The 24,710-nt window shown below is 67.5% G+C and carries 24 protein-coding genes; 10 read left to right on the top strand and 14 right to left on the bottom strand.

The window, feature by feature from the left end; all coding sequences use genetic code 11:
- Window positions 1-314 precede the first annotated feature (314 nt).
- Window positions 315-533 carry a hypothetical protein gene (locus ACPTTC_RS23705; RefSeq protein WP_423394153.1) on the top strand — a complete coding sequence of 73 codons (219 nt, stop codon included), beginning with the start codon at window positions 315-317 and terminating at the stop codon, window positions 531-533.
- 9 nt (window positions 534-542) lie between these two features.
- Here ACPTTC_RS23705 and ACPTTC_RS23710 read toward each other — a convergent pair whose 3' ends face one another.
- Window positions 543-1,016, bottom strand: coding sequence for a nuclear transport factor 2 family protein (locus tag ACPTTC_RS23710; protein ID WP_423394154.1), 474 nt, complete (start codon window positions 1,014-1,016; stop codon window positions 543-545).
- Window positions 1,017-1,156: 140 nt separating this feature from the next.
- On the opposite strand from ACPTTC_RS23710, the gene ACPTTC_RS23715 reads away from it, so the two are divergent.
- A complete protein-coding gene (locus tag ACPTTC_RS23715; protein ID WP_423394155.1) occupies window positions 1,157-1,534 on the top strand; it encodes a hypothetical protein in 378 nt (125 codons plus the stop codon).
- Window positions 1,535-1,567: 33 nt separating this feature from the next.
- On the opposite strand, the gene ACPTTC_RS23720 is transcribed toward ACPTTC_RS23715, so the two are convergent.
- Both ACPTTC_RS23720 and ACPTTC_RS23725 read right to left on the bottom strand, forming a co-directional pair.
- Complete coding sequence (locus tag ACPTTC_RS23720) at window positions 1,568-1,816, bottom strand: hypothetical protein (protein WP_021161497.1); 249 nt, start codon at window positions 1,814-1,816, stop codon at window positions 1,568-1,570.
- A 620-nt stretch (window positions 1,817-2,436) separates the two neighbouring features.
- Complete coding sequence (locus tag ACPTTC_RS23725; RefSeq protein ID WP_423394156.1) at window positions 2,437-2,871, bottom strand: universal stress protein; 435 nt, start codon at window positions 2,869-2,871, stop codon at window positions 2,437-2,439.
- Window positions 2,872-3,249: 378 nt separating this feature from the next.
- Between ACPTTC_RS23725 and ACPTTC_RS23730 the strand changes: the two genes are divergently transcribed.
- From ACPTTC_RS23730 to ACPTTC_RS23755, 6 genes are all read left to right on the top strand, one after another.
- Window positions 3,250-4,734 (top strand): amidase, encoded by a 1,485-nt coding sequence (locus ACPTTC_RS23730; protein ID WP_423394157.1) that lies wholly within the window; start codon window positions 3,250-3,252, stop codon window positions 4,732-4,734.
- Between the two features lie 628 nt (window positions 4,735-5,362).
- On the top strand, window positions 5,363-6,049 hold the full coding sequence (locus ACPTTC_RS23735; protein WP_423394158.1) for a hypothetical protein: 687 nt from the start codon (window positions 5,363-5,365) through the stop codon (window positions 6,047-6,049).
- Window positions 6,050-6,170: 121 nt separating this feature from the next.
- Window positions 6,171-7,001 carry an arylamine N-acetyltransferase family protein gene (locus tag ACPTTC_RS23740; protein ID WP_423394159.1) on the top strand — a complete coding sequence of 277 codons (831 nt, stop codon included), beginning with the start codon at window positions 6,171-6,173 and terminating at the stop codon, window positions 6,999-7,001.
- Between the two features lie 87 nt (window positions 7,002-7,088).
- Complete coding sequence (locus ACPTTC_RS23745; protein ID WP_423394160.1) at window positions 7,089-7,265, top strand: ribbon-helix-helix domain-containing protein; 177 nt, start codon at window positions 7,089-7,091, stop codon at window positions 7,263-7,265.
- Between the two features lies 1 nt (window position 7,266).
- Window positions 7,267-7,617 carry a VOC family protein gene (locus ACPTTC_RS23750; protein WP_423394161.1) on the top strand — a complete coding sequence of 117 codons (351 nt, stop codon included), beginning with the start codon at window positions 7,267-7,269 and terminating at the stop codon, window positions 7,615-7,617.
- 7 nt (window positions 7,618-7,624) lie between these two features.
- The gene (locus ACPTTC_RS23755) at window positions 7,625-8,485 is read left to right on the top strand and encodes a class I SAM-dependent methyltransferase (RefSeq protein WP_423394162.1); all 861 of its coding nucleotides are present in this window, start codon (window positions 7,625-7,627) and stop codon (window positions 8,483-8,485) included.
- Window positions 8,486-8,507: 22 nt separating this feature from the next.
- Here ACPTTC_RS23755 and ACPTTC_RS23760 read toward each other — a convergent pair whose 3' ends face one another.
- From ACPTTC_RS23760 to ACPTTC_RS23780, 5 genes are all read right to left on the bottom strand, one after another.
- On the bottom strand, window positions 8,508-13,349 hold the full coding sequence (locus ACPTTC_RS23760; RefSeq protein WP_423394163.1) for an NAD-glutamate dehydrogenase: 4,842 nt from the start codon (window positions 13,347-13,349) through the stop codon (window positions 8,508-8,510).
- Window positions 13,350-13,486: 137 nt separating this feature from the next.
- On the bottom strand, window positions 13,487-13,708 hold the full coding sequence (locus tag ACPTTC_RS23765) for a hypothetical protein (RefSeq protein ID WP_423394164.1): 222 nt from the start codon (window positions 13,706-13,708) through the stop codon (window positions 13,487-13,489).
- 104 nt (window positions 13,709-13,812) lie between these two features.
- Window positions 13,813-14,001, bottom strand: a complete 189-nt coding sequence (locus ACPTTC_RS23770; RefSeq protein WP_175957787.1) for a 4-oxalocrotonate tautomerase — start codon at window positions 13,999-14,001, stop codon at window positions 13,813-13,815.
- 52 nt (window positions 14,002-14,053) lie between these two features.
- Window positions 14,054-14,830, bottom strand: a complete 777-nt coding sequence (locus ACPTTC_RS23775; protein ID WP_423394165.1) for a class II aldolase/adducin family protein — start codon at window positions 14,828-14,830, stop codon at window positions 14,054-14,056.
- Window positions 14,805-15,698 carry an urea transporter gene (locus ACPTTC_RS23780; protein ID WP_423394166.1) on the bottom strand — a complete coding sequence of 298 codons (894 nt, stop codon included), beginning with the start codon at window positions 15,696-15,698 and terminating at the stop codon, window positions 14,805-14,807. Before ACPTTC_RS23780 ends, ACPTTC_RS23775 begins: the two co-directional genes overlap by 26 nt.
- Before the next feature lie 272 nt (window positions 15,699-15,970).
- On the opposite strand from ACPTTC_RS23780, the gene ACPTTC_RS23785 reads away from it, so the two are divergent.
- Entirely contained in the window at window positions 15,971-16,531 is a 561-nt protein-coding gene (locus ACPTTC_RS23785; RefSeq protein WP_423394167.1) for a putative glycolipid-binding domain-containing protein, read from the top strand.
- Here ACPTTC_RS23785 and ACPTTC_RS23790 read toward each other — a convergent pair.
- The 5 genes from ACPTTC_RS23790 to ACPTTC_RS23810 all read right to left on the bottom strand — a co-directional run bounded on the left by ACPTTC_RS23790 (window position 16,486) and on the right by ACPTTC_RS23810 (window position 21,765).
- Window positions 16,486-17,397 (bottom strand): alpha/beta fold hydrolase, encoded by a 912-nt coding sequence (locus tag ACPTTC_RS23790; RefSeq protein WP_423394168.1) that lies wholly within the window; start codon window positions 17,395-17,397, stop codon window positions 16,486-16,488. The genes ACPTTC_RS23785 and ACPTTC_RS23790 overlap by 46 nt on opposite strands.
- A 4-nt stretch (window positions 17,398-17,401) precedes the next feature.
- Complete coding sequence (locus ACPTTC_RS23795; RefSeq protein ID WP_423394169.1) at window positions 17,402-18,307, bottom strand: metal-dependent hydrolase; 906 nt, start codon at window positions 18,305-18,307, stop codon at window positions 17,402-17,404.
- On the bottom strand, window positions 18,304-19,236 hold the full coding sequence (locus ACPTTC_RS23800) for an SDR family NAD(P)-dependent oxidoreductase (RefSeq protein WP_175968615.1): 933 nt from the start codon (window positions 19,234-19,236) through the stop codon (window positions 18,304-18,306). The genes ACPTTC_RS23795 and ACPTTC_RS23800 overlap by 4 nt, the downstream gene beginning before the upstream one ends.
- Before the next feature lie 21 nt (window positions 19,237-19,257).
- Window positions 19,258-20,847 carry a flavin-containing monooxygenase gene (locus ACPTTC_RS23805; RefSeq protein ID WP_423394170.1) on the bottom strand — a complete coding sequence of 530 codons (1,590 nt, stop codon included), beginning with the start codon at window positions 20,845-20,847 and terminating at the stop codon, window positions 19,258-19,260.
- A gap of 246 nt (window positions 20,848-21,093) precedes the next feature.
- Entirely contained in the window at window positions 21,094-21,765 is a 672-nt protein-coding gene (locus ACPTTC_RS23810) for a lysoplasmalogenase (RefSeq protein ID WP_423394171.1), read from the bottom strand.
- 365 nt (window positions 21,766-22,130) lie between these two features.
- On the opposite strand from ACPTTC_RS23810, the gene speB reads away from it, so the two are divergent.
- The gene (gene speB / locus ACPTTC_RS23815; RefSeq protein ID WP_423394172.1) at window positions 22,131-23,099 is read left to right on the top strand and encodes an agmatinase; all 969 of its coding nucleotides are present in this window, start codon (window positions 22,131-22,133) and stop codon (window positions 23,097-23,099) included.
- Between the two features lie 234 nt (window positions 23,100-23,333).
- On the opposite strand, the gene ACPTTC_RS23820 is transcribed toward speB, so the two are convergent.
- Window positions 23,334-24,623, bottom strand: coding sequence for a citrate synthase family protein (locus ACPTTC_RS23820; protein WP_423395706.1), 1,290 nt, complete (start codon window positions 24,621-24,623; stop codon window positions 23,334-23,336).
- Window positions 24,624-24,710 lie beyond the last annotated feature (87 nt).

Consider the following 24,710-nt stretch of genomic DNA (forward strand, 5'->3'; position numbering starts at 1 on the left):
CCGACCGCATCAGGCGCCTCCGTTGTCGGCTTTGGCTGCCGCCATGTGAACTGACGCGTATCGTTCGGGGCCTCGACCGGCGAGGTGTGCGGCCGGTAACGAAGCGCCGGGAGCCAGGTTGCCGGCGGCGCATATAGCTGCGCAAGCATGCAAGAAACGTTACACACGGGCCGCTTTCGCGCGCCTGTGCTCCATTTCACGCGGATTTCAATCAGGTTTCAAAAAGCGGGGCGAGCACTGGCGCGCGCCAGTCGCCCAGTCCCGAACGACCGCGAGGCCCTTCCGCGAGCCCTTAAATCCCGTCGATCGAGAACATGCGATCCAGGCATTCAATTTTCGAGGTGTTGTCGCTCGTCACATCGTCGCTGGTTCATGCGGCCACGACCTATCGCTACGGCAAGGGGCGCGTCGGGCTCGTCGGCCGGAATCCCGAAGCCGACGAAAGCGGGTATCGCCTGCACGGTCTCAAGCATCCGGACGGTGTTCTGCCCGACATGGCTTGCGACCTGATCAACGCGACGATGAAGCCATAACGGTGAGTGCTATTTCCGTTTCGCGCGATACGCGTCGAGATTCTTCCGCGCCTGCGCGCGGATCGCCCGTTGCACGAAAGGTGTCCAGCCCAGCAGGGCGCCTTTCAGTCCCAGCGCCTGGCGCGACCAGCGCCACAGGTCGAAGCTGTCGCGATGTTCGACGATGAGTCCGTCGCGAAACCGGAACCGCGCATCGATCCGGTTGACCACCATACGGTTGGTCGCGGTGAACCGGTATTGCGCGATCCACTTGGCGCGCCCGGCCTGTTGATCCACGTCGACGTCGCCGAACGTCAATGAAAAGTCCTGTGCACGCGCGACCAGCATGCGCCACATGTCGCGTGCGAGGTCGCCGCGCAGCTCGCCGAACGCGGGATCGACGAACACGACGTCGTCGGCATAGCAGGCGAGCATCCGGTCGATGTCGCGCTGCTGGAACGCCGTGTAGAAGCGCTGGATCAACTCGGTGTGCGGATGGCTCATCTCTGGATGGGTGGTCGTTGCAGATGCAGCAGGGTTTCGGTGCGCCGGCCGGATACCGGGCAAGCCACTGTAGCGGAAATCGAACAGGCTGTCGCCGATCGCGGCGGCTGCATGCGCCGCTCGAAAAGGCGCTGCACGACGTGAGCGACAGCACCGCGCGCGATGCGGGCTCCGACACGCCGCTGTGTCCGATTTCGCCGTCGGTGCAGGGTGACGATCGCAGCGAATACTCGAGTGACGGGCCTGGCCACTACGCATACGAGATCGTCGGCGACATGGCGGTTCACGTCGGCGACACGTGTTACATCGGCCGGTTGATCGACTGGTTTGGCGATTACCGGAAGGGCGGCCTGGTCGCGCAGCTGTTGATGCGTCTTCCCCGCGACGAGTCGGACCGCGAGCAGACGTTCAGCGTGAACGGCATCCGGACCGTGACATCCGTCGCGACGTCGATCGAGAAAATGACCGTGACCAGCGGGAATGGATGCGGGCGCGCGGCTCCGGTTCAGCCGTCGTAACCCGGTCGCGGTCGGAGCGTCAACGGACACCCGTCAGCGGTTCGCCAGCGCGACATCCTGGTTGCCGCGTCCCGTCACCAGGCAGCCCGACATGAAGGCCTCGCCTTGGCTGCTGGCAGCGGCTTCGCCGAAACCGCGGCCGAGCGCGTCGACCTTCACTTGCGCGGCGCCCTGTTCGCACGCGAGCGGGCTGGTATCGCGGCCCTGCGCATGCAGGATCGCGCGATCGCCAATGAGATAGGCCAGCAGTGCGAAAACAGCGATATGTACGGCTCGTCTCATGGTTTGTCTCCTCGTTGCCCAAGCGTAACGCGGACCCGTCTGACGAAGCACTTGGGGGTTCCCCCGGTAAACGTCTGCTGAAATCGCGGGCGCCGGGTGGTCCTGTCCCGTTTTTCGTGGATGTTGGGAGGAGGGAAGGCACGGCTTCAGGGCGCCTGGCAGGCGGAACCGGGCGGGCGGCGACGCATTCGCGCGACGGTTTCCGGCGCGACAGGCGCGCGATTCACGGGAGTTTGACGAATGTCAGGGTACGGACGGGAGGGGGCGGTCGCGCAGCCGTTCAAGGCGATAGCATGAACGCATGATTTGACGGGGCGCGATCGCGGAGGCACGCATCGGTTCCGGCAAGCAGGCAGTGCTGAACATCGCTACCGAATTAGTGAGGAATCCAAATGCTTAACGTCTCTTCCGTCTTGATCAGCCTCGCCCCGATGTGGGCCATCCTGCTCGTTGCGTCTTCGGCAGCCGCCTATTTCGTGTTCTGGCGCAAGGTCATCAAGTAAGCGCCGGGTCAACGCCGGTGCACGTGTGAGCGGCAGCGCGCCCATGCGCACCGCGCGTTGCAAACCTCGGGCCCGTCAGCGAACGCGCCCTCGACGCGCCGCCGCGCGTCATCCCCGTCATTGCACGGCCGTGACCGGCACATTCGAAATCCGCACCAGCCGGCTCATCACGCTGCGGCGGAACACCGACAGCAGTGCATGCAGCGGATCGTGCCTGGGTGCGACGACCACGATCTCGTCACATCCTGTTTCTGCCGCGACGGACGCGATCGTATCGGCCACCGGGCCCACCTTCATCACGACGCTGTACTTGACGCCGGCGTCCTGCAGGATCCGTTCGGCCATGGCCAGATCGTCGGACGCGAACTTCTCCTCGATCGAACGCAGCCGCGACAGCGGATGGTAGGCCTCGAGCCGCGTCGATTCGAGCGGCGCCTGAACGTTGATCAGCACGATCTCCGATGCGCACCGTTCGCGATACAGGAAGGTCGCATGGCGAACCGCCTGAAGCGAGCGGGGAGAGTGGCCGACCGGAACCAGCAGCTTGAGCATGAACGTTGTCCAGGGAAACGAGATGATTCCAGCGTAGCGCGCCGCTGGGCCGAACGATCTAAAGAGAACGGGCGACCGCGTAAAAATGTCGTTAACGCGTGCCGCCTCGTGCCGCACCTAATAGAAATATAAGAAATTTAAGTTTATGCGCATAAACGATTTCACCGGCCGGGGCGGTGCGCGCGAAGCGTGGCCCGCCGCCCCGATTCAGTCGGAACCGCAATGAATCGCGGCGGAAAATATCGGGGGTCGCCGATCCGGCGTCGCGTAGAGTAGTGCATCGGCCGCGGCGCGGCCGCTCCCGGCCGCTCCCGGCCGATTCGGGAGCGACCGCCGCCATGCGGCCCGCCATTCCCTTCCGATTCCAGGAGACTTCGCATGCCGCACGGCGCCCCGCAGCTTCTTGCTCCCGCTTCCATCCCCGTCGACCCGATCGTGCGCCTGTCGGCGGGCGAGCTCGCGTCGGCGATCCGCAGCAAGGCCGTGTCGTGCGTCGAGACGATGCGCGCGTATCTCGATCACGTCGAGCGCGTGAACGGCGCGGTCAACGCGATCGTCGCGCTGCGCGATCGCGACGCGCTGCTCGCCGAAGCCGCGGAAAAGGATGCCGCGCTCGCGCGCGGCGAGTACCACGGCTGGATGCACGGGATGCCGCAGGCGCCGAAGGATTTGGCGATGACGAAGGGGTTGCGGACGACCTACGGCTCGCCGATCTTCCGCGAGAACGTGCCGCAGGCCGATTCCGTGGGCGTCGCACGGATGCGCGCGGCCGGCGCGATCTTCATCGGCAAGACCAACACGCCCGAATTCGGGCTCGGCTCGCACACGTTCAACGAGGTCTACGGCGCGACGCGCAACCCGTACGACCTGACGAAGAGTGCGGGCGGCAGCAGCGGCGGCACGGCGGCGGCGCTTGCGTCGCGGATGCTGCCGGTGGCGGACGGCAGCGATTTCGGCGGTTCGCTGCGCAATCCGGCCGCGTTCTGCAACATCTACGGCTTCCGCCCGTCGCAGGGCCGCGTGCCGCGCTGGCCGGGCGTCGACGTGTTCGTGCAGCAGCTCGGCATCGAAGGGCCGATGGGCCGTACGGTCGGCGACGTCGCGCAACTGCTCGCGATTCAGGCCGGCTACAACCGCAATGATCCGCTGTCGCTCGCGGAAGATCCGGCCGTGTTCGCGCAGCCGCTCGACGCCGACCTGCGCGGCAAGCGCATCGCGTGGGTCGGCGACTGGAACGGCTATCTCGCGACCGAGGCCGGCGTGCTCGCGCTGTGCGAGCGGGGGCTGGCGACGCTGCGCGAGATCGGCTGCGACGTCGATGCCGCGCTGCCGGCGTTCGCGCCCGACCGGATCTGGCGCCTGTGGCTCACGCACCGGCACCTGCTGTCCGGCGGCGGGCTGCTTGCGCACTATCGCGATCCGGCGCGGCGCGCGCTGCTGAAGCCCGAGGCGATCTACGAGGTCGAAGGGCTGCTCGCAATGCAGGGCGCGGCCGTGTTCGACGCGAGCGTCGAGCGCACCGCGTGGCACCAGACCGTGCTGAGCTTCTTCGACCGTTACGACTTCATCGCGGCGCCGACCGCGCAGGTGTTTCCGTTCGACGTCGACCAGCGCTGGCCGAAGGAGATCGCGGGCCGCCCGATGGATACCTACCACCGCTGGATGGAAACGGTCGTGCCGTGGACGTTGGCCGGCTGCCCGGTGATCAGCGTGCCGGTCGGCTTCAACGACGCGGGGCTGCCGATGGGGATGCAGCTGATCGGGCGTCCGCGTGCCGATCTCGCCGTGTTGCAGCTCGCGCGCGGCTACGAGCAGGCGGCTGATTGGGTCGGTGGGCGGTTGCCGGCGTGGATGGCGGCGTAACGCGGAGTGGGTCGATACTCGGAAGCCGGAAGCCGGAAGCCGGAAGCCGGAAGCCGGAAGCCGGAAGCCGGAAGCCGGAAGCCGGAAGCCGAAGCCGGAAGCCGGAAGCCGGAAGCCGAAGCCGAAGCCGAAGCCGAAGCCGAAGCCGAAGCCGGTTGCGGATCGCGCATGGGAGAGGGAGAAGCGGGCGGCGGAAAGCCGCCCGTTTTGCCTCGATGCTCGAACGTGTGGTTCGTAGGCGCGCGCCACGCCGCGCACGGGCGCGTTGTGCGACGGCATGGCGTCATGTCATTGACGCTGGACAGCACGTTCAGCGTCGCCGCTGGTTCGGTCGACGGAGCGTGCGATGTGCAGTGCGGCGCGCGGGACGGCTGGCCAGCCGCATCCAGCATCGCTTGCGAGAGCCGACAACCGTCGTCATTGATTGATGCGGTGCGAGAACGAATTTCGGCATACGCCAGGAAATCGCCCGGCAAACGCGGACGAATCTCCTTGAGCACGTACTGCGGCCGTGGAATTGCAAGCGGTTGCGCGGCGTGATTTCGTTTCGATGTGTTTCAGTCGTTGCGGCTGCGCGCGGCGCGCTTCGACAATATCGGCCTCAACCATTCCGGCACGAGGAAAACACATGAAGCAGATTCGCGCGACGGGCCGGCACCTGGCCTCGGCAGGCATCGCGCTCGGCATCCTGGCAAGCGGTGCCGCGCATGCACAGCTCGACCTGCAGTCGATCGGCGCATCGCTGCTCGGCGGCGGGCAACAGCAGGCGGCGCCCGCGCAGGGTGGCGTCGCACAACTGCTGCAGGCCTATGTCGGCGCGAACCAGCAGGTGCTGACCGGCCAGTCTTCGCTGGCGTCGGCGATGGGGCTCACCGGCGCGGCCGGGCAGGCGCAGCAGGCCGCGAGCCAGCTGGCCGGCGGCGATGCGCTGACGCCGGCTGCGTTGTCGCAGATGGGTGGCGCGCAGCAATCGGTGTCGCAGGCGCTCGGCCAGGCATTCGCGAGCGGCGGCGCGACGCACGGGCCGATCGACAAGCAGGCGTTCAGCACCGGCCTCGCGTCGCTCGGGCAGGGGCTCACGCAGTATTCGCAACTGCAGTCGGGGCTCGGCAATCTTGGCTCGACGAGCGCGGCATCGCTGTTGCAGTCGGGCCTGAATCCGCAGAACATGCAGGCTGCGTCGTATATCGCGCAAACCGCGCCGGGCCAGTTGCAGTCGCTCGCGACGACGCTCAACCAGGCCGTGCAGTTCGCGACGAGCCAGGGCATTTCGGTGCCGACGGTTGCATCGTCCGCGCTGAAGCTGCTGCCGTAACGTTGCACGGGGCCACGCGCGATGCGGTGCCGGCATTGCACGCGACGCAAAGATGGCCCCGCACAACATGGGGATTTCGCGCGATGTTATCGTGGCGTGTCCCTTTTTTCGGTGCAGGTTCATGACAGACTCGTTTGACCTCTCGCGCTATTTCTCCCGCATCGGCTACGATGGCCCGGTCGAGCCGACCCTCGACGTGCTGCGCCGGCTGCATCTGCTGCACCCGCAGGCGATTCCGTTCGAAAACCTCAATCCGCTGACCGGTGCGCGCGTCGCGCTCGACCTGCCGTCGATCGTCGACAAGGTGCTCGCGCATCGCCGCGGCGGCTACTGCTTCGAACTCAACAAGCTGTTCTACGCGGCGCTCACGACGATCGGCTTTCGCGTGACGCCGATGATCGCGCGCGTGCGCTGGATGCAGCCGCCGGAAGCCGTCACCGCGCATACGCACATGCTGCTGCGCATCGATCTCGATGGCGCGGCCTGGCTCGCGGACATCGGCTTCGGCAGCGCGACGCTCACCGCGCCGCTGCGTTTCGTGCCGGACGAGCGGCAGCTGACGCCGCACGGCGTGTTCCGTGTCGTCGCCGCGCCGGTCGACGGTGAATTCGACATGCAGATCGAGACGCCCGACGGCTGGCAGACCACCTATCGCTTCCAGCCGAAGCGGGTCGAGTGGATCGATTACGACGCCGCGAACTGGTTCACGTCGACGTATCCCGAATCGATCTTCCTGCATAACCTGATCGCCTGCCGCGTATTGCCGGATGGCCGTGCCGCGCTGCGCAACACCACGCTGACGATTCGCGACGCGGCGGGCGTCGGGCGCGCCGTCACGTTCGACGATGCGGCCGCATGGGGCGCGTGCCTGCGCGACACGATCGGCGTCGACACGACGGGATTCGATCTCGACGCGCTGTTCGCGCGGCTGGCGGCGCGCGCCGCGACGTAACCCGGCTTCGCGACAGCCCATGACGGCCCGCACAGACGGGCCGCGCTTGCGATTGACTTTTGCTAGATTGCTAGCATACTAGCAAACATGACCGACGAAGAAGTCAAGCAGTTCAACGTTTACCTGCCGCTCAGCCTGATCCGGCAGGTCAAGCATCGCGCCATCGAAACGGAGCAATCGCTGTCCGCGCTGGTGGCCGACGCATTGCGCGCGTACCTGGCCGCGCCGCCGCCGGGCGCGGGGCTGTCCACCAAGGAGGAGTGACATGTCAACCGAGCGAATCGAAGCCGTGTACCTGACGACGCACAACTGGGGCAAGTCGGCGAAGTTCTTCCAGGCGCTGGGCTTCACGCTGGAGTTCGAAACCGATCACAACTCGGGCCAGCTGCGCAGCGGCGACGGCCCCTTTCTGTTCATCGCGGAAGTGCCGCCGGGCGAGACGCCGGACCTGCAGGTCGTGCTCAAGGTGCCGGATGAACAGGCAGTGCAGCCGCAGCCGATCGTCGACGTCGTCACGCCGTTCGAGGACACCCACTGGGGCACGCGCGACATGACCGTGCGCGATCCGGACGGCCGCGCATGGCGCCTGCAGGCGCCGGGCAAGCAGGGCGCGTGAGGCGGCGATGACCGAACCCCGCGAAAGCGCCCCCGACAGCACGGCCGCGCGTGTCGCGCTGTGGCGCGCATTGCACGTCGAACTCGACGCGCCGCCGCCGGTGCTCGCCGACGAAGTCGGGCTGCAACTGCTCGCGCCGGAACCCGGCTGGCAGCAGCGCGGCGACATGGATCCGCAGTTCACGCGGCCGTTTCGTGCGTCGATCGTCGCGCGGGCGCGTTTCATCGAGGATCTGGTGGTCGAGCAGGCCGCGCGCGGCGTGAGCCAGTACGTGATCCTCGGCGCGGGCCTCGACAGCTTCGTGCAGCGCCGGCCCGACATGGCGTCGCGCGTGACCGTCTTCGAGGTCGACCCGCCCGCGCCGCAGGCCTGGAAGCAGCGCCGCCTGGTCGAGCTCGGTTTCGGCGTGCCCGACTGGCTGCGTTTCGTGCCGGTCGATTTCGAGGCGAAACAGTCGTGGCGCGCGGCGCTCGTCGGCGCGGGCTTCGATGCCGGCAAGCCGGCGGTCGTGGTGTCCACCGGCGTTAGCATGTACCTGACGCACGAAGCGAATGCGGCCGCGTTGCGCGAAGTCGCGTCGCTCGCGCCGGGTTCGACGCTTGCGATGACGTTCCTGCTGCCGCTGGAGCATGCGGATCCGGATGTGCGCCCCGGGCTGGAAATGGCCGCGAAGGGCGCGCGGGCAAGCGGCACGCCGTTCATCAGCTTCTTCATGCCGGCGCAGATCCAGGCGCTCGCGCGCGAGGCAGGCTTTGCGCACGCCGCACATGTATCGGCCGCCGATCTGACGCGCCGTTACTTCGCCGATCGCACCGACGGCCTGCGGCCGCCGAACAACGCGGAAGAGCTGCTGGTCGCGACGGTCTGAGCCGTCGCGACCGTCGCGGCCATCATGCCCGTTCGAGCACGGCCATTTCCCGCACGATCACGAGCAGCACCGCGAGGCTCGCGCCACCCGATGCGCGCAGGTCCGCGAGCAGGTGCTCGTAGCGCGCAAGTGCGGTTTCGCGGCGCGCGCGCCACGCGCCGACGATCGTCTCCGGCGTGGTCGAATCCGGCGATTCCGCGAGTGCGCTCGTCGCGAGCGTGCGCTTGAGGCGCGCGACTTCCGCGAGCGCGGCCGCGCGCGCCAGCATGTCCCAGTGCGTCGGCGTCGGCAGCGTTGCCGCCCGTTCGCCGATCCAGCTGTAATTGAGCAGCGTGCCGAGCGAAAAATAGACCCCCGCGACGAGTTCGAGGCTGCGGTTGCTGGTCGCGGCCACTTCGGCGATGTCGAGCAGCGCGGCCGAGATGTCGCCGCTCGCGACGCGCACCGCGAGCGCGCTGTCGACGCCGGCTTCGACCAGCACGCGCTGCCGCTCGGACAGCGCTTCGAGATCGTCGGCCGGCAGCAGCGACGGCAGTTGGGGCGCAAGCCGCTGCGCCGCGTCGCGGCAGCGCGCGATCAGCTCGGCGACACCGCCGTCGGCCACCGCGCCGGATTGCAGGTGCCGCAGGAACCACAGCGCCGCGCGCTCCAGCAGCCGCGCGACGTCGACGAACATGCGCGCCTGCACGTCGTCGGCGACGCGGTTGTCGAGCGTGTCGATATCGCGCCACACCGCATCGAGGTCGAACACGTCGCGCGCCATGATGCAGGCGCGCACGATGTCGCCGGGCTTCGCGTCGGTTTCCTCCATCAGCCGGTGCACGAACGCGCAGCCGACGCGGTTCACGAGCGCGTTGGTCAGGTGCGTCGCGAGGATCTCGCGGCGCAGCGGATGGCGGCGCATCGGTTCGCTGAAGCGTTGCTGCAGCGGCTTCGGGAAGTAGTCGACGAGCATCGCGGCCACCAGCGGATCCTCGGGCACGTCGGATTCGAGCAGCGCGTCGTACAGCCACATCTTGCTGTACGCGAGCAGCACCGCGCGTTCCGGCGACGTGAGGCCGAGCTTCGCGGCCTGCCGTTCCGCGACTTCATCGTCGGTCGGCAGGAATTCGATCACGCGATTCAGGCGGCCCGCGCGTTCGAGCCAGCGCATCAGGCGCGCCTCGGCGTCGAGCAGCTCGACCGCATAGCGGCCGGCGATCGACAGCGCCTGCGTCTGGTAGTAGTTGTCGCGCAGCACGAGCAGCCCGACTTCGTCGGTCATCTCCGCGAGCAGCGCGTTGCGCTGCTTCTCGGTCATCTCGCCGTCGGACACGACGAGCCCGAGCAGGATCTTGATGTTGACTTCGTGATCCGAACAATCGACGCCGGCCGAGTTGTCGATCGCATCGGTGTTGATGCGGCCGCCGCGTTGTGCGAACTCGATGCGGCCGAACTGCGTGCAGCCGAGGTTGCCGCCTTCGCCGACCACCTTGCAGCGCAGCTCCGCGCCGTTCACGCGCACCGCGTCGTTCGCGCGGTCGCCGACCTGCAGGTGGGTTTCGTGCGTGGCCTTCACGTAGGTGCCGATGCCGCCGTTGTACAGCAGGTCGACCGGCGCCTGCAGGATCGCGCGGATCAGCTCGGCCGGCGGCAGCGCATGTGCGTCGATGCCGAGCGCGGCCTGCACGGCCGGCGACAGCGGGATCGTCTTCGCGGTGCGCGGATATACGCCGCCACCCGCCGAAATCGCGGCCGGATCGTAGTCGGCCCAGCTCGACCGTTCGAGCGCGAACATGCGCTGGCGCTCCGCGAAGCTGATCGCCGGATCGGGGTTCGGGTCGAGGAACACGTGCCGGTGATCGAACGCGGCGACGAGCCGGATATGCGGCGACAGCAGCATCCCGTTGCCGAACACGTCGCCCGACATGTCGCCGACGCCGACCACCGTGAAATCGGTCGTCTGCGTATCGATGCCCATCTCGCGGAAGTGCCGCTTCACCGATTCCCACGCGCCGCGCGCGGTGATCGCCATCTTCTTGTGGTCGTAGCCGACCGAGCCGCCGGACGCGAACGCGTCGTCGAGCCAGAAGCCGTATTCGTGCGAGATCGCGTTCGCGTAGTCGGAGAAGGTGGCCGTGCCCTTGTCGGCGGCGACGACCAGGTACGGATCGTCGGGGTCGTGGCGCACGACGTCGGGCGGCGGCACGATCGCGTTGCCGACCAGGTTGTCGGTCAGGTCGAGCAGGCCGCGCAGGAAGGTCTGGTAGCACGCGATGCCCTCGCGCATCCACGCCTCGCGATCGCTCGGCGGCGGCGGGTTCTTCACGACGAAGCCGCCTTTCGAGCCGACCGGCACGATCACGACGTTCTTCACCATCTGCGCCTTCATCAGCCCGAGCACCTCGGTGCGGAAATCCTCGCGGCGGTCCGACCAGCGCAGGCCGCCGCGCGCGACGCGCCCGCCGCGCAGGTGGACGCCCTCGACACGCGGCGAATACACCCAGATCTCGAACATCGGCTTCGGTTCGGGCAGGCCCGGCACTTTCGCCGGATTGAACTTGAACGACAGGTACGGTTTCGATTCGCCGTTCGCGTCGCGCAGGAAGTAGTTCGTGCGCTCGGTCGCGTTGATTACGCCGAGGAACTGGCGCAGGATGCGGTCCTCGTCGAGGTTCGGCACCTGGTCGAGCGCGCCTTCGATCGCCTTCAGCAGCCGCTCGGCCTGCACGTCGCGCGTGTCGCCGGTGGCCGGGTCGAAACGCAGCAGGAACAGTTCGACGAACTGCCGAGCGATCGCCGGATTGCCGGTCAGCGCGCGCTCGATGTAGGCGTCGCTGAACGTCGAGCCGACTTGCCGCAGGTATTTCGCATATGCGCGCAGGATCGTCACTTCGCGTGCGCTCAGGTGCGCGCGCAGCACGAGGCGGTTGAAGTCGTCGTTCTCGATCCGGCCGCTCCAGATCCGGTCGAACGCATCCTCGAACAGGCCCTTCACGCGTTCGATGTCGAACTCGGTATCGTCGGCGAGCTCGAGCCCGAAGTCATGCACCCACGCGTGCGAGCCGTCCTGCGTCTGGATCCGGTACGGCCGTTCCTCGTCGACGCGCACGCCGAGATGCTCGAGCATCGGCAGGCTGCGCGACAGCGCGATCGGGTCGCCCGCGCGATAGACCTTGAAGCGGAACGCGCGCGCGTCGGCCTCGATCGGCCGGTACAGGTTCATCGCGAGCTGGCCCGACTCCTTCACGCGTTCGATCAGCTCGATGTCGCGCACGGCCGTGCGCGCCGGATAGTCGTCGCGATAGCCGGCCGGGAACGAATCGGCATAGCGTTGCAGCAGGCGGTTGCCTTGTTCTTCGCCGAATGCGTCGAGCAGCGCGTCGGCGAGATCGTCCTGCCAGCGGCGCGCCACCTGCACGAGCCGCGTCTCGAGTTCGCGCGTGTCGACGTCGGGCATCGTGCCCGGTTCCGCGTGCACGACGAAATGAATGCGGGCGATCGCCGATTCCGACAGCAGCGGCGTGAATTCGACGTTCACGCCGTTGTAGGCATCGACGAGCAGCTTCGCGATGCGCCGACGCAGGTCGGTGTTGTACTTGTCGCGCGGCACGTACGCGAGGCACGACACGAAGCGGTCGAAGCGGTCGCGGCGCACGAACAGCCGAGTGCGCTGATGTTCCTGCAGCCGCAGGACGCCGAGCGCGATGTCGTAGAGCTGGTCTTCGTCGGCCTGGAACAGTTCGTCGCGCGGATAGGTTTCGAGCACCGTCACGAGCGACTTGCCGAGATGCCCTTTCGGCAGGAAGCCTGCACGCCGCACGATGTTCGCGCACTTGCGGCGCACGATCGGAATGTCGGCATACGAACCGAAATACGCCGTCGACGTGTAGAGCCCGATGAAGCGGCGCTCGCCGGTGACCTTGCCGTCGGCGCCGACGAGCTTCACGCCCACGTAGTCGAGATAGCCGGGCCGGTGCACGGTCGCGCGCGAGTTCGCCTTGGTCAGGAAGATCGGCCAGGCGCCGGTGATGATGTCGGCGGCGGCCGGCGGCAGCGGCGTCACGTCGGGCGCGCCCGACGTGCGCAGCGATTCGCGCAGGATGCCGAGGCCGGTACCCTCGATGCCGCGCAGGCCGAAGCCGGTGCCGTCCGACACGAGTGCGTAGTCGCGCTGGCCGAGGAACGTGAAGTGATCGGCGGCCATCCATTCGAGGAACGCGCGCGCCTCGATGTCTTCCGCGGTCGATTCGCGCGCCTTCATGTCCTTGATCGTCGCGCGCGCGATGTCGACGATCTTCGGCCAGTCTTCCACCGACGCGCGCACGTCGCCGAGCACGTGCGCGATGTCGTTGCGCAACGTGTCGAGCAGAGCGGCATCGCCGCAGCGATCGACTTCGAAATGGATGAACGACGCGAGTTGCGACTGGCCGTCGCCGGGTGTCGCGCCGCCCGCATCGACGCGCTCGATGCCGCCATCGCGACCGCGCCAGATGCGGAACACCGGGTGCAGCGCCGAATGGAGCGCGAGCCCGAGGCGGTTGACGGCCATCGTCACCGAATCGACGAGGAACGGCATGTCGTCGTTGACGATCTCGATGACCGTGTGGTCGGAATGCCAGCCGTGCTGTTCGAGGATCGGGTTGTACACGCGCAGCCGTTCGCTGCCAGGGACGAATTTCTGGGCGGTTTGCCAGTGCGCCATCGCGGCGCCGTAGAGATCGGCGATGCTGCGGCTCTGCAGATCGTCGGCATCGACGAAATCGTAGTAATGACGCAGGAAGGGTTCGACGATCCGGAACGTGGCTTCGGGCAGGCGCCCGCGCGCGAATTCGACGACGTCGGAGAGCAGGTGTGCGACGACTTCCTCGTTCTTCGCTTCCATGGCGGTCTCCCGGGTGGCCATTGGCTGCTGCGTCTGTCCGGCATTATGCGCCGATTGCGTGACAAAGCGATGTGCGGGCGCACAACGGGAGGAGAGGGGGAGCCTGCAACGCGCGTGCTCGGCGTTGCAGGCGAGCGTCAAGTCAGCTCGGGTGGCTTCAGGTCGGGGTGGCGCGCGTAGAGCGGGTTCATGAAGTCGACCCGCATTGTGGTCAACACCTGCGACACGAATTCACGATAGGCGACGAATTCGTGCGCCGGGCGCGTCTCTTTGACCTGATGGAGCGATTGATCCAGTTTCATGCCCATCGACAGGATCATTTCGTTCAGTGTCTTGGCGATGTGTTTGTCTTCGATCATGCAGTCCCCATCGAGTGCCGTGTGTGCGGCGCGGCGGTTCCGATGTCACCGCGGCTCGAGCGCATACCGCCCGGAAGGTTCTGCCGGCGCCGACGCGATGCCTGTCAGCGCTCGTCGCTCCACAGCTTCCCGGCCGTCGCCCAGTTCTCCTTCTTCACGTCGGTCAGGATGATATCGACCGAGCCCGGCTCGCAGCCGAGCGTCTCGCACGTGACGCGCGTGATCGCTTCGACGAATGCGCGCTTCTGTTCGACCGTGCGGCCTTCGAACAACTGGATATTGAAAGTCGGCATGACTGGGGGCTCCGATGGTTTGGGGTGGAAATTCGGTGGGACGCCGGCAACGTCAGTCGCGATACGTCGGATCGATCCGGTCGAGCCGGCGCAGCAGCGCCGGCCATTCCAGTTCACCTTCGATCGCGCCGCCGTCGCGCAGTTGTTCGGCGGTGCGGTCGGCGACGGCCGGGTCGGGCAGCACGAGCGGCCCGCCGCCCGCCTGCGCGCGCACCTGGATGTCGCACGCCTTGATCAGCGTATCCATCAGCACATAGGCTTCGGCAACGGTGCGGCCGACCGTCAGCGTGCCGTGATTGCGCAGCAGCATCGCGGATTTCGCGCCGAGGCTGGAAGTCAGCCGCGCGCCTTCGGCCGGCGAGAACGCGAGCGCCTCGTAGTCGTGGTACGCCAGGTCGCCATGAAACCGCAGCGCGTGCTGCGACGCGGGCAACAGCCCGTCGCGCTGGATCGACACGGCGATGCCGGCCGTATTGTGCAGATGCATCACGCACACGGCGTCGGCGCGCGCCGCGTGCACGGCCGCATGCAGCGCGAAGCCGGTCACGTTGACCGCATGCTCGCTGTCGCCGATCCGGTTGCCGGCCAGGTCGATCTTCACGAGGTTCGACGCGCGGACCTCGTCGAACGTGAGGCCGAACGGGTTGATCAGGAAGTGGCCGGGCTCGCCGGGCACGGCCGCGGAAAGGTGCGTGTAGATCAGATCGTCCCAGCCGTTGAGCGCGACGAGCCGATACGCGGCGGCGAGGTCGACGCGCAGCCGGCGTTCGGCGTCGGAGATCGGGCCGCCGGGTTTCACGGCGTCAGGACGGTGTGCGAATGACGACATCGGTTTCTCCGAGGGTGAAGCGGCGCGCGACGGCCACCGTGACCCACGACGCGAGCGCGAACGGGGCCGTGAATGCGGGGATGCCCGTTTGCGTCGCGAGCCACTGGATCAACGCGGCGAGTGCGGCGGCCGCGAACGCCGCGCGCGGGCCGCGCGGCATCAGCGCGAGCGCGGCGAGTGCGCCGTTGAAGCCGAGCAGGCCGCCTGCGAACGATACGCGATCGGCACCGAGCGCGAGCAGCAGCACGGTCGACACGATGGCGCCGCCGAGCGCGAACGCGGCCGCGCGACGAGACGCGCAGGCGATGCCGGCGACGATCAGCGCGCCGGCCCACGCACCTTGCGCGAAGGTAGTCTGCGCGACGCCCGCGAGCAGCGCGTCGGCGATGGAAGGCAGCGCCAGTGTCGCGCCGACCGGGGCGTCGTTCGTTTGCTGCAACGCAACAAGCGGCAGCCACAGCGCGGTGACGGCGAGGCACGGGCTCGAATACGGGCACTGGCGCCAGCGAGCGAGCGGCGCGCGCATCGCGCGCTGCACGAGCGCCGCGCCGATTGCGACCAGCGGCACCAGCGCGAGCGCGGCGAGCGGATGGGGCACGAACAGCACGGCGATCAGCGCGGCGAGCGCGCCGTTGAAGCCGTGCAGCCCCTGTTCGACGTCGCGGCGCTCGGCGCCCGTCAGCACGGCGGTCATGCTGGCGGCGGCCGAACCGACCAGCGCCACGCAGGCGAGCCGCACGTCGGTCAGCGCCAGCGCGGCGAGCAGCATCGCGCCGGTGAACGCATTCGCCTGCAGGACGATCTGCCCGATGCCGCGCAGCAAAATGCGCAGGTCGATCGACGGCGAGGCGGAACGGGCGGTAGGCATGTCGGCGGCGTAACAGGACGAGCCGCGAGCATAGGACACAATCCTGTGCACCGGAATAGGGAATCATGGATAGTCAGGATTTGTGGGCGGCGCCCCGAATTGGGGCGTGGTGATGCCAGCCGGCCTGCGCTGACGTTTTCGGGCAATGTGTCAGTTTCCGCGGCGAATTTGAGCGATCGCCAGCCTTTCGGATCAAGTACGCGTTTGTTGTCGTTGTCGTTCGGGAATTTGTGCGACGATGCCACGCATCAAGGAAACCGGGAGGCGGAACGATGCGCGAAGTGCGTTGGGCGTCGCTCGAGGGCGACGGGGTCGAACATCTGACGTTCGACCGGAGCGGCGGCGGGATCGTCGTCGAAAGCGCGGTAGTCGGCCAGCGGTACGGCCGTGCGTACGGGCTCGCGTATCGCGTCGAGTGCGATGCGCACTGGCGCGTGACATACGCGGTGCTCAAGGTGATGGGCGGCGGCACGCTCGAATTGCGCGGCGACGGCGCAGGCCACTGGCACGACGGCGCGGGCCGCGCGTTGCCCGAACTCGACGGCTGCATCGACATCGACATCGCGGCGACGCCGTTCACGAATTCGCTGCCGATCGGCCGCCTCGGGCTCGCGCGCGGCGAGCGGCGGCCGATCGACGTCGCGTATATCTCGACGCCGGACCTGAAGGTCACGCCGGTCAAGCAGGCCTATGCATGCCTCGAGCCGGGCCGGCGCTACCGCTACGAAGGCATCTTCCGGAATTTCACGGCCGCGATGGAGATCGACGACGACGGGCTCGTCGTCGACTACGAGACGCTGTTCAGGCGCCTGCCGGCGCCGGCGGTGCGCTGAACCGCGGCGTTCGTGACCGTCGGCCGCTCCTGCGCGGACGCGAAGCGGTCGATCCGCGACGCGATCATGTCGGGATGGCGCAGCACGATCCAGTGCGTGCCGTCGATTTCCTCGCGCACGTGGTCGCCGAGCCAGCGGTCGAGGTCGACCGACATCTCGGGTGTCACGTAGCGGTCGCGCACCGGCACCAGGATCTGCACGGGCGCCTGCGCGTACCGCTCACGCGGCTTGCGTGCCCGTGCGATGAAATTCGCGCGGTACAGCTGCAGCCCGTTCAGCGCGTTCTTCAGTTGCACGGGGTCGCGCTCCGCCCGCACGCGTTCGGTGAGCTGCAGCCAGCGCGGCCACAATGCCGCGCCGCCGAGCCGCCACACCAGCGACGGCACGAGCGGCAGGTGGAAGAACGCGATGTACCACGACTTCAGGCTCTGCTTGAGCCGCATCTTCGCGCGGAACACGTGATCGAGGCACGGGCCCGAGATCGACGTGTACGACGCGATCCGGCCGCGGAACGCGGGGTCGGTCACGGCCTCCCAGCACTGGATCGAGCCCCAGTCGTGGCCGACGAGATGGAACGGCCGGCCGCCGCAGGTCGCGTCGGCCACCGCCTTCAGGTCACCGGCGAGCCGTTCGAGCGTGTAGTCGGCGCGGCGGCGCGGCGCATCGGAGGCGCCGGCGCCGCGCACGTCGTACGCGATCACGCGGTAGCGCTTCGCGAGCCGCGCGCGGATCGGCGCCCATACGGCCGCCGAATCGGGGTAGCCGTGCACGAGGATCAGCGGCGGCGCGCGACGCGAGCCGCTTACATACACGGCGAGCTTCACGTCGCCGGACTGGACGGTCAGCATCTCGTGGGCGCGCGCCATGGCGTCATGCCTGCGGAACCGGGTGCAGCGGCACGCGGCGCGGGGCGGCTTGCGCCGCGTAGCGCGCGTTGGTCGCGTCGATGTTCTCGAGCAGCGTGTCGAGCCCCTGCAGGTACTGGTGGTTGTCGTGATCCCACGGGTGGAAGCCCGGGCGGAAGTAGTCGAGCCATTCGCGCGCAATGCTCGGGAACACGCCGTGTTTCGGGCTGTACAGGTACTTCACGAGGCGCCACATGCCGCCGAACTTGCCGTGTTCGCGACGGTGCGCGCGCATCAGGCGCACGTGGAAGTCGAACACGATGGCCCAGAAGAACACGGTGGTCGTCAGCATCGTGCCCGTGCGCAGCAGGTAGCTGCCGAGGCCCGGCTTCATCACGGTGGTCCATACGTCGTACGACACCGCCTTGTGCTCGGTTTCCTCCATCGCATGCCACATCCACATCTGCTGGTAGCCTTCGACCGAGCCGTCGATGCGGTGCTCGTGTCCCGACAGCAGCTGGTTCGCGAGGATCGCCGTGTAGTGCTCGAGCGCGATCGTGATCGCGAGCTGCATCGAATGCGGCAACACCTTCTTGAACCAGCCGAGGATCGTCCACAGGCGCTTGTCGAGCTTGTGCGCGGGCAGGCCGGACGACTGCAGCAGGTCGTTGTATTCGATGTGTTCGCGCGTATGCATCGCTTCCTGGCCGATGAAGCCGAGCACCTGCTTCTTCAGTTCGGGATCCTCGATCTGGTCGCGGTAGTTGCGCACCGAATCCATGAAGAAGCGTTCGCCGGCCGGGAACAGCAGCGACAGCGCGTTCATGAAATGCGTGACCGGCACGCCCTGCACGTGCCAGTCCTTCGCGCGTTCGGGCGGCAGCGCGAAACGGATGTCGCGCCGCACGGGCATCATGTTCGGGGTCATCATGATTGTTCTCCTCCCTGGTTGCCTGCGTTGTTGTAGGTGGCGTGCAGCGGCGCGGCGGCTGGCGTGCCGCGCGCGGCGCGGCGGGCCTTCGCAGCCTCGCGGCGCGTCGCGAGCACGACGAGCGCCTGGTACGCGGACGGCAGGATGCGCGCCATCCAGTCCGCACCCTTCGCATCGCGGCCGATCAGCACGCGGCGCTTGTTCTTGCGCACGCCGGCGAGGATCGTGCGCGCGGCGTCGTCGGCGGTCGTGATGAAGAACTTCTCGAAGCTGTCCTTGCCTTGCTGTTCGCTCTCGACGATGAAGCCGACCATGTTCTTCGCGACGCGGCTCGACTGCGCGATGTTCGTGCGGATGCCGCCCGGATGCACGCAGGTCGCCGACACGCCGCACTTCATCATGTCGAGTTCCTGGCGCAGCGACTCGGTGAAGCCGCGCACCGCGAACTTGGTCGCGTTGTAGCCGCTCATGCCCGGCTGCGCGAAGATCCCGAAGATGCTCGACGTGTTGATCACGTGGCCGTCGCCCGAGGCCTTCAGGTGCGGCAGGAACGCCTTCGTGCCGTGCACGACGCCCCAGAAGTTGATGTTGACGATCCACTCGAGGTCGCTGTACTCCATCCCTTCGATCGTGCTCGACAGCGCGACGCCCGCGTTGTTGAAGATCAGGTTGACCTTGCCGTGCTCCTTCGCGGTGTCGTCGGCCCACGCGAACATCGCGTCGCGGTCGCCGACGTCGAGCACGCGCGTCGATACGCGCACGTTCGGCGCGATCGTGCGGACGATCCGTTCGGTTTCGGCGAGGCCGACGCCGTTCTTGTCGGCGAGCGATACCTGGCAGCCGGCCTGCGCGAGCTGGATCGCGAGCGCGCGGCCCATGCCCGAGCCGGCGCCCGTGATCGCGGCGACCTTGTTGGCGAAATCTCTCATGTCGGTTGCTCCTTGTCTGGCTCAGGCCGCTTCGGCGGACGTGGAAGTCGAAGCGGAAGCGGCGGGCGCGACGGCGGGCCGCGCGGTCGCGTCGTGTTGCGGCGCGCGATACGCGTGGTAGTCGGCGATCGAGAAGTGCGCGGTCGCCTGGCGGAAACGCCACGTGAAGCCTGGCCACAGCGTCGTGTTCTTGCCGGTGCGCGGATCGAGGTACCAGCTCTTGCATCCGCCCGTCGACCAGATCGCTTTCTTCAGCTTGCCTTGCAGGTCGCTGTTGAATTGCGCCTCGACGAGCGGGCGCACCTCGATCGCATCCGCACGTTCGCGACGCATCGCCTGCAGTGCGCCGAGGATGTACTCGATCTGCGACTCGATCATGAACACCATCGAGTTGTGGCCGAGGCCGGTGTTCGGGCCGACGATCATGAAGAAGTTCGGGTAGCCGGGCAGCGTCGAGCCGAGATACGCGTGCGCGCCGTCACGCCATGCGTCGACGATGTCGAGCCCGCCGCGGCCGATGATCGCGCCGCGCGGATACGGATCGGCCACCTGGAAGCCGGTGCCGTAGATCAGGCAGTCGACTTGATGGCGCTTGCCGTCGGTCGTCACGACCGCGTCGGCTTCGATATGGTCGATGCCGGTCGTGATCACGTCGACGTTCTTGCGCGACAGCGCCGGGTAGTAGTCGTTCGAGATCAGCACGCGCTTGCAGCCGAGCGTGTAGTTCGGCGTGACGATCTTGCGCAGCTCCGGATCGGGAATCTGCTTGCGGATGTGGCGCAGCGCGAGCTTCTGCACGTTCTTCATCAGCGACGGATGGATCGCGAAGCCGAGCACGCGCGATTCGAGCATCCAGTAGATGCCGCTGCGCACGACCTTCTGCGTGAACGGCAGCGTGCGGAACAGCCACTTCTCGAACCAGGTCAGGTTGCGGTCGGGCTTCGGCATGATCCACGGCGGCGTGCGCTGGAACAGCGCCAGCGTCTTCACGCGCGGCGCGATCTGCGGCACGAACTGGATCGCGCTCGCCCCGGTGCCGATCACCGCGACACGCTTGCCTTCAAGCGCATAGTCGTGATCCCACTGCTGCGAGTGGAACGCGCGGCCCTTGAAGTTCTCGACGCCGGGAATCGACGGCAGCGCGGCCCGCGACAGCCCGCCCATCCCCGACACCAGCACGCGCGCGGACAGTCGCTTGCCGTTCGCGAACGTGAGGCGCCAGCGTTGCGCGGCCTCGTCGTACTCGGCGCGCTGCAGTTCGTGGTTCAGGCGCAGGTGCGCGCCGATCCCGAAGCGCTGCACGCAGTCTTCCAGATACGCGCGGATTTCCGGCTGCGGCGCGAACATGCGCGTCCAGCGCGGGTTCGGCGCGAACGAGAACGAATAGACGTGCGATTGCACGTCGCATGCACACCCGGGGTAATGATTGTCGCGCCACGTGCCGCCGACCGACGCGGCCTTCTCGAGGACGACGAAGTCGGTTACGCCTGTCTGACGCAGGCGGATCGCCATCCCGAGGCCGGCGAAGCCGGTGCCGATGATGGCGATGTCGATGGTTTCGTCCTGGCCGTCGTGGCCGGGCGGACCGAAAGGCAACGTGCGAGCATTCATCCGGGTGTCTCCGATTTGGCTCATTTTTGAATGTTACATTGGTTGATGTAACGATAGTAGGTGAACCCGGAAACCGCAAGAGGCTAGAAGCGGGGCTCTAAGGGCCGGAAGCCAGGCGGGAAAAGGCTGAGCGGGGTTTGGAACGGGCCGGTTTCCGCATGGCGGGAGGCGCGGAAAGGGCCGTCGATAGGGCGAGAGAGGGAGCCGGCGAGGCCGCCGGCGCGCGGCGGCCTGTTTGAAACAGTATCAGGGACGGATCGATCGGGCGGCCGTCTCATGGAAAACCCCGGCCACGATCGTGACCTGCGCGAGCGCGTAGAGGCCCCAGATCAGGTAATCGATGCCCGGAAAGCCGCCGAGGAAGCGGCCGACGCCGATCAGCGTATCGGAGCCGACGAAGATCAGGCTGCCGGCGGCCACCAGCGGGCCGCGCGTGCGGGCGGTGAGCGCGAAGCTCGCCATCGCGCACAGCACGAGCATGTAGACGGCGACCGGCGCCATCAACTCGCCGAGGTGCGGAAAGAACGCCACGTAGAACGCCGGCGCGGCGATCCACAACCCGACGAGCGCGACGATGCGCCACCCGTGCGGCCGCGCGCGCCAGCGCATGAAGATCGCGCAATAGCACAGGTGCGTGAGCAGGAACGCGCCGAGCCCGAGGACGAACGACAGCGGCCAGCCGGGTAGCGCGAGCAGCACGTCGCCGAGCACGGCCGTCGCGAGCGCCGCGCACAGCCACGCGCGTTCGCGCGGCGCGGCGCAAGTGCTGCCCGCCGCGAGCAGCAGGATCCCCATCGCGGCTTTCGCCGCGGCCTGGCCGGGATAGGGCGAGGCGGCAAGCGACAGCCCGTACAGCAGCGCGGCGACGACGGCGAGCGGCCAGAGCCGGCGGTAGGTGGCGGGAAGCGTGGCGATCAAGGCGGGTGTCTCCGGTTTGTTGTTGTCTGCGGTGGACGGCGCGCCGTCGAGAGCGCGGCTGCCGGCCATTATCCGGAAGAAAGGGCGTGCGAAAACCGGCGAATCCTTCTAGGAATCGAGGGCGTGGCCGGTGGCGGAAAGTTTCGGCGCGTTGCCCCGGTTGAACCGGGGCAACGACTTCGATTCGGCTTGCTATGATCGCCGCGGTATTGCCGTTATCGATGTGGTTGTTGCTGTCGTTGTTTCGCTCGGCCGCGCGGCTGGATGCGCGAGCCGGTGTGTGCCCGATGAATCCATGCCGTGCCCGGCCCGTGCGCTCGTGCGACGCGGGGCGGGCTGGCCTCCCCACGAAAACAGGTCCGACCATGACCGAACTTCTCCACGGCGACGGCGCGATCCGTCGCACGACGCCGTACGGCTCGTCGATCGAAAACACCTATGCGGGCGTGCTGTCGTTCATGCGCCGCAACTATTCGCGCGAGCTCGACGGCGTCGATGTCGCGATCTCCGGCGTGCCGCTCGACCTCGCGACGACCTACCGTTCCGGCGCGCGGCTCGGCCCGGCTGCGATCCGCGCGGCGAGCGTCCAGCTCGCGGAGCTTCATCCGTATCCGTGGGGCTTCAACCCGTTCGACGAGCTCGCGGCCGTCGACTACGGCGATTGCTGGTTCGACGCGCACAACCCGCTGTCGATCAAGCCCGCGATCGTCGAGCATGCGCGCACGATCCTCGGCTCCGGCGCGAAGATGCTGACGCTCGGCGGCGACCACTACATCACGTATCCGCTGCTGGTCGCGCACGCGGAGCGCTACGGCAAGCCGCTGTCGCTGATCCATTTCGACGCGCACTGCGACACGTGGGCCGACGACGATCCGGACAGCCTCAATCACGGCACGATGTTCTACAAGGCCGTGAAGGAAGGGCTGATCGACCCGGCGACGTCGGTTCAGGTCGGGATTCGCACATGGAACGATGATTTCCTCGGGATCGAGCGGCTCGATGCGGCCTGGGTGCATGACCATGGCTCGCGCGCGGCGGTCGAGCGGATCCTCGATATCGTGGGCGCTCGGCCGGCGTACCTGACTTTCGACATCGACTGCCTCGATCCGGCATTCGCGCCCGGCACGGGCACGCCGGTCGCGGGCGGGCTGTCGTCGGCACAGGCGCTCGCGATCGTGCGTGCGCTCGGCGCCGTGAACCTGGTCGGCGCGGATGTGGTCGAGGTTGCGCCCGCGTACGACCACGCGGACATCACGGCGATTGCGGCCGCGCATGTTGCGTGCGACTTGCTGTGCCTGTGGCGGCAGAAGAAGGTGGCGGGGACGCTGAAATAAGTCGGCATGCCGGGCATGCGGGCGCCGCCGGCGCGGTGCGCGCATCGCCGGATCATTGGGCGGTGTGCTGTTTGTATTTCGATGATCCGGAGAGAAGTCTTCGCGGATTTGCGTAGAGGCGCCCAGCCGATTCGGTGGCGACATCCGCGAAACGTCGGCGGGTGGCTGCGTCCCTATGCCGACGACGCGTTGGCGTGTCGCTGATGACGGGCCGCGACGTCATCGGGCGAAAAGCTATCGAGTCCTGAAGAAAGCGGCAAGCATGTCGTCTTTCGGCGCTGCGGGTTGCGTTGTCTGCCGCTTTCCCGATCGTCCGCGGGATCGGGCATGATTCGCCCCGGCGCCATCAGGCCACGTCCCCGTGTAAACCGCGCGCGGCCTGATGAGATCGGATTGCTCGCGCTGCTCCAGCCCATGCGCGATCCAGCCGATCGAGCGGCCAAGCGCGAACAGGCCGAATGCAGCGCCGACGGGAAGCCGCAAATGCCTGCGCAGTGCCACCAGCGCGAGATCGAGCGAAGGTTTCTGGCCGACGAGGGTGCTCCCCGCATCGATCATCCTTTTCCATTGAGGATGACGCGGCAGGATCCGCGACAACAGGAACGTCGCGCGCACGTCGCCGCCGGGATAGAGCGCATGTCCGAAGCCCGGCAAGCCGTCTCCCCGGGCGAGACGCGCGGCCATTTTTTGCTCGACGTCCTTGTTGCCCAGTTCGTCCCACAGTGCTTCGCCGCGCGCGGTGGTGGCGCCGTGCCGCTCGCCCGACAGGCCGGCCAGGCCGCCGACCACGACGGCCCGCAAGCTCGCGTTCGTCGATGCAATGCATCGCCCCGTGAAGCTCGACGCGTTCAGTTCGTGATCCGCGCACAGCACGAGCGCCATCCTGATCAGATCGGCGCCCGCAGGCCCGACATCCCAGGCCCGTGCACATTGCACATGGATGGGTGCCGTATCGATCCGGGTGCGCAGCAGGCATGCCGCCAGAATCCGCACGAGATCGCCGCAGCCCTGCGCCTGGCGATCGGCCGACTGATGCCAGACAGCCGTTGGCGCGTCCTCGCTTGCGACGGTGAAGAGCGGTAGCAGGGCCTGCTCGGCGCGTTGATCGGCGTAGTGCCTGAAGAGGGTTCGCAGTACCGGCGGCGTCGTGGGGACGTGGCGGCCGAAAGCGGTCTGCTCGTCGCATCGCCATAGCAGCGCCGCGACTTCCTCGAGACTCGCGCGGGCAGCGAGATCGAGTGCATCCACACCGCGATAGAAAAGCCGGCCGCCGTCGATCAACGTGATGCTCGATTCGAGCACGGGCGACCCCCAGTTCAGCGCGGCCTTCGCCACCTCCTTCGGCTTGCGGCCGCGTGCGCGTTGATCCGCGAGCCGGTCGACATCGGCCGCGAGGTAGCGGCTTTCACGGTGACTGCCGCCCGGCTCCGCGCGAAGCAGGCCGCGGCTGACGTACGCATAGAGGGTTTGCCGCGAGACACCGAGCCTTGCCGCGGCTTCGGTCGAATTCAGGTAGTTCGACATCGTGCGCAGGGGGAATCGTTCGACAGGTTGATCAGGATAATCAACGTTGACAACAAATGCGAGCGAGACGATCTTTGCCTCACCCAA

Origin of the sequence: Burkholderia mycopellens (genome assembly GCF_964265025.1) — a bacterium.
In the GTDB taxonomy this organism is placed as follows: Bacteria; Pseudomonadota; Gammaproteobacteria; order Burkholderiales; family Burkholderiaceae; genus Burkholderia.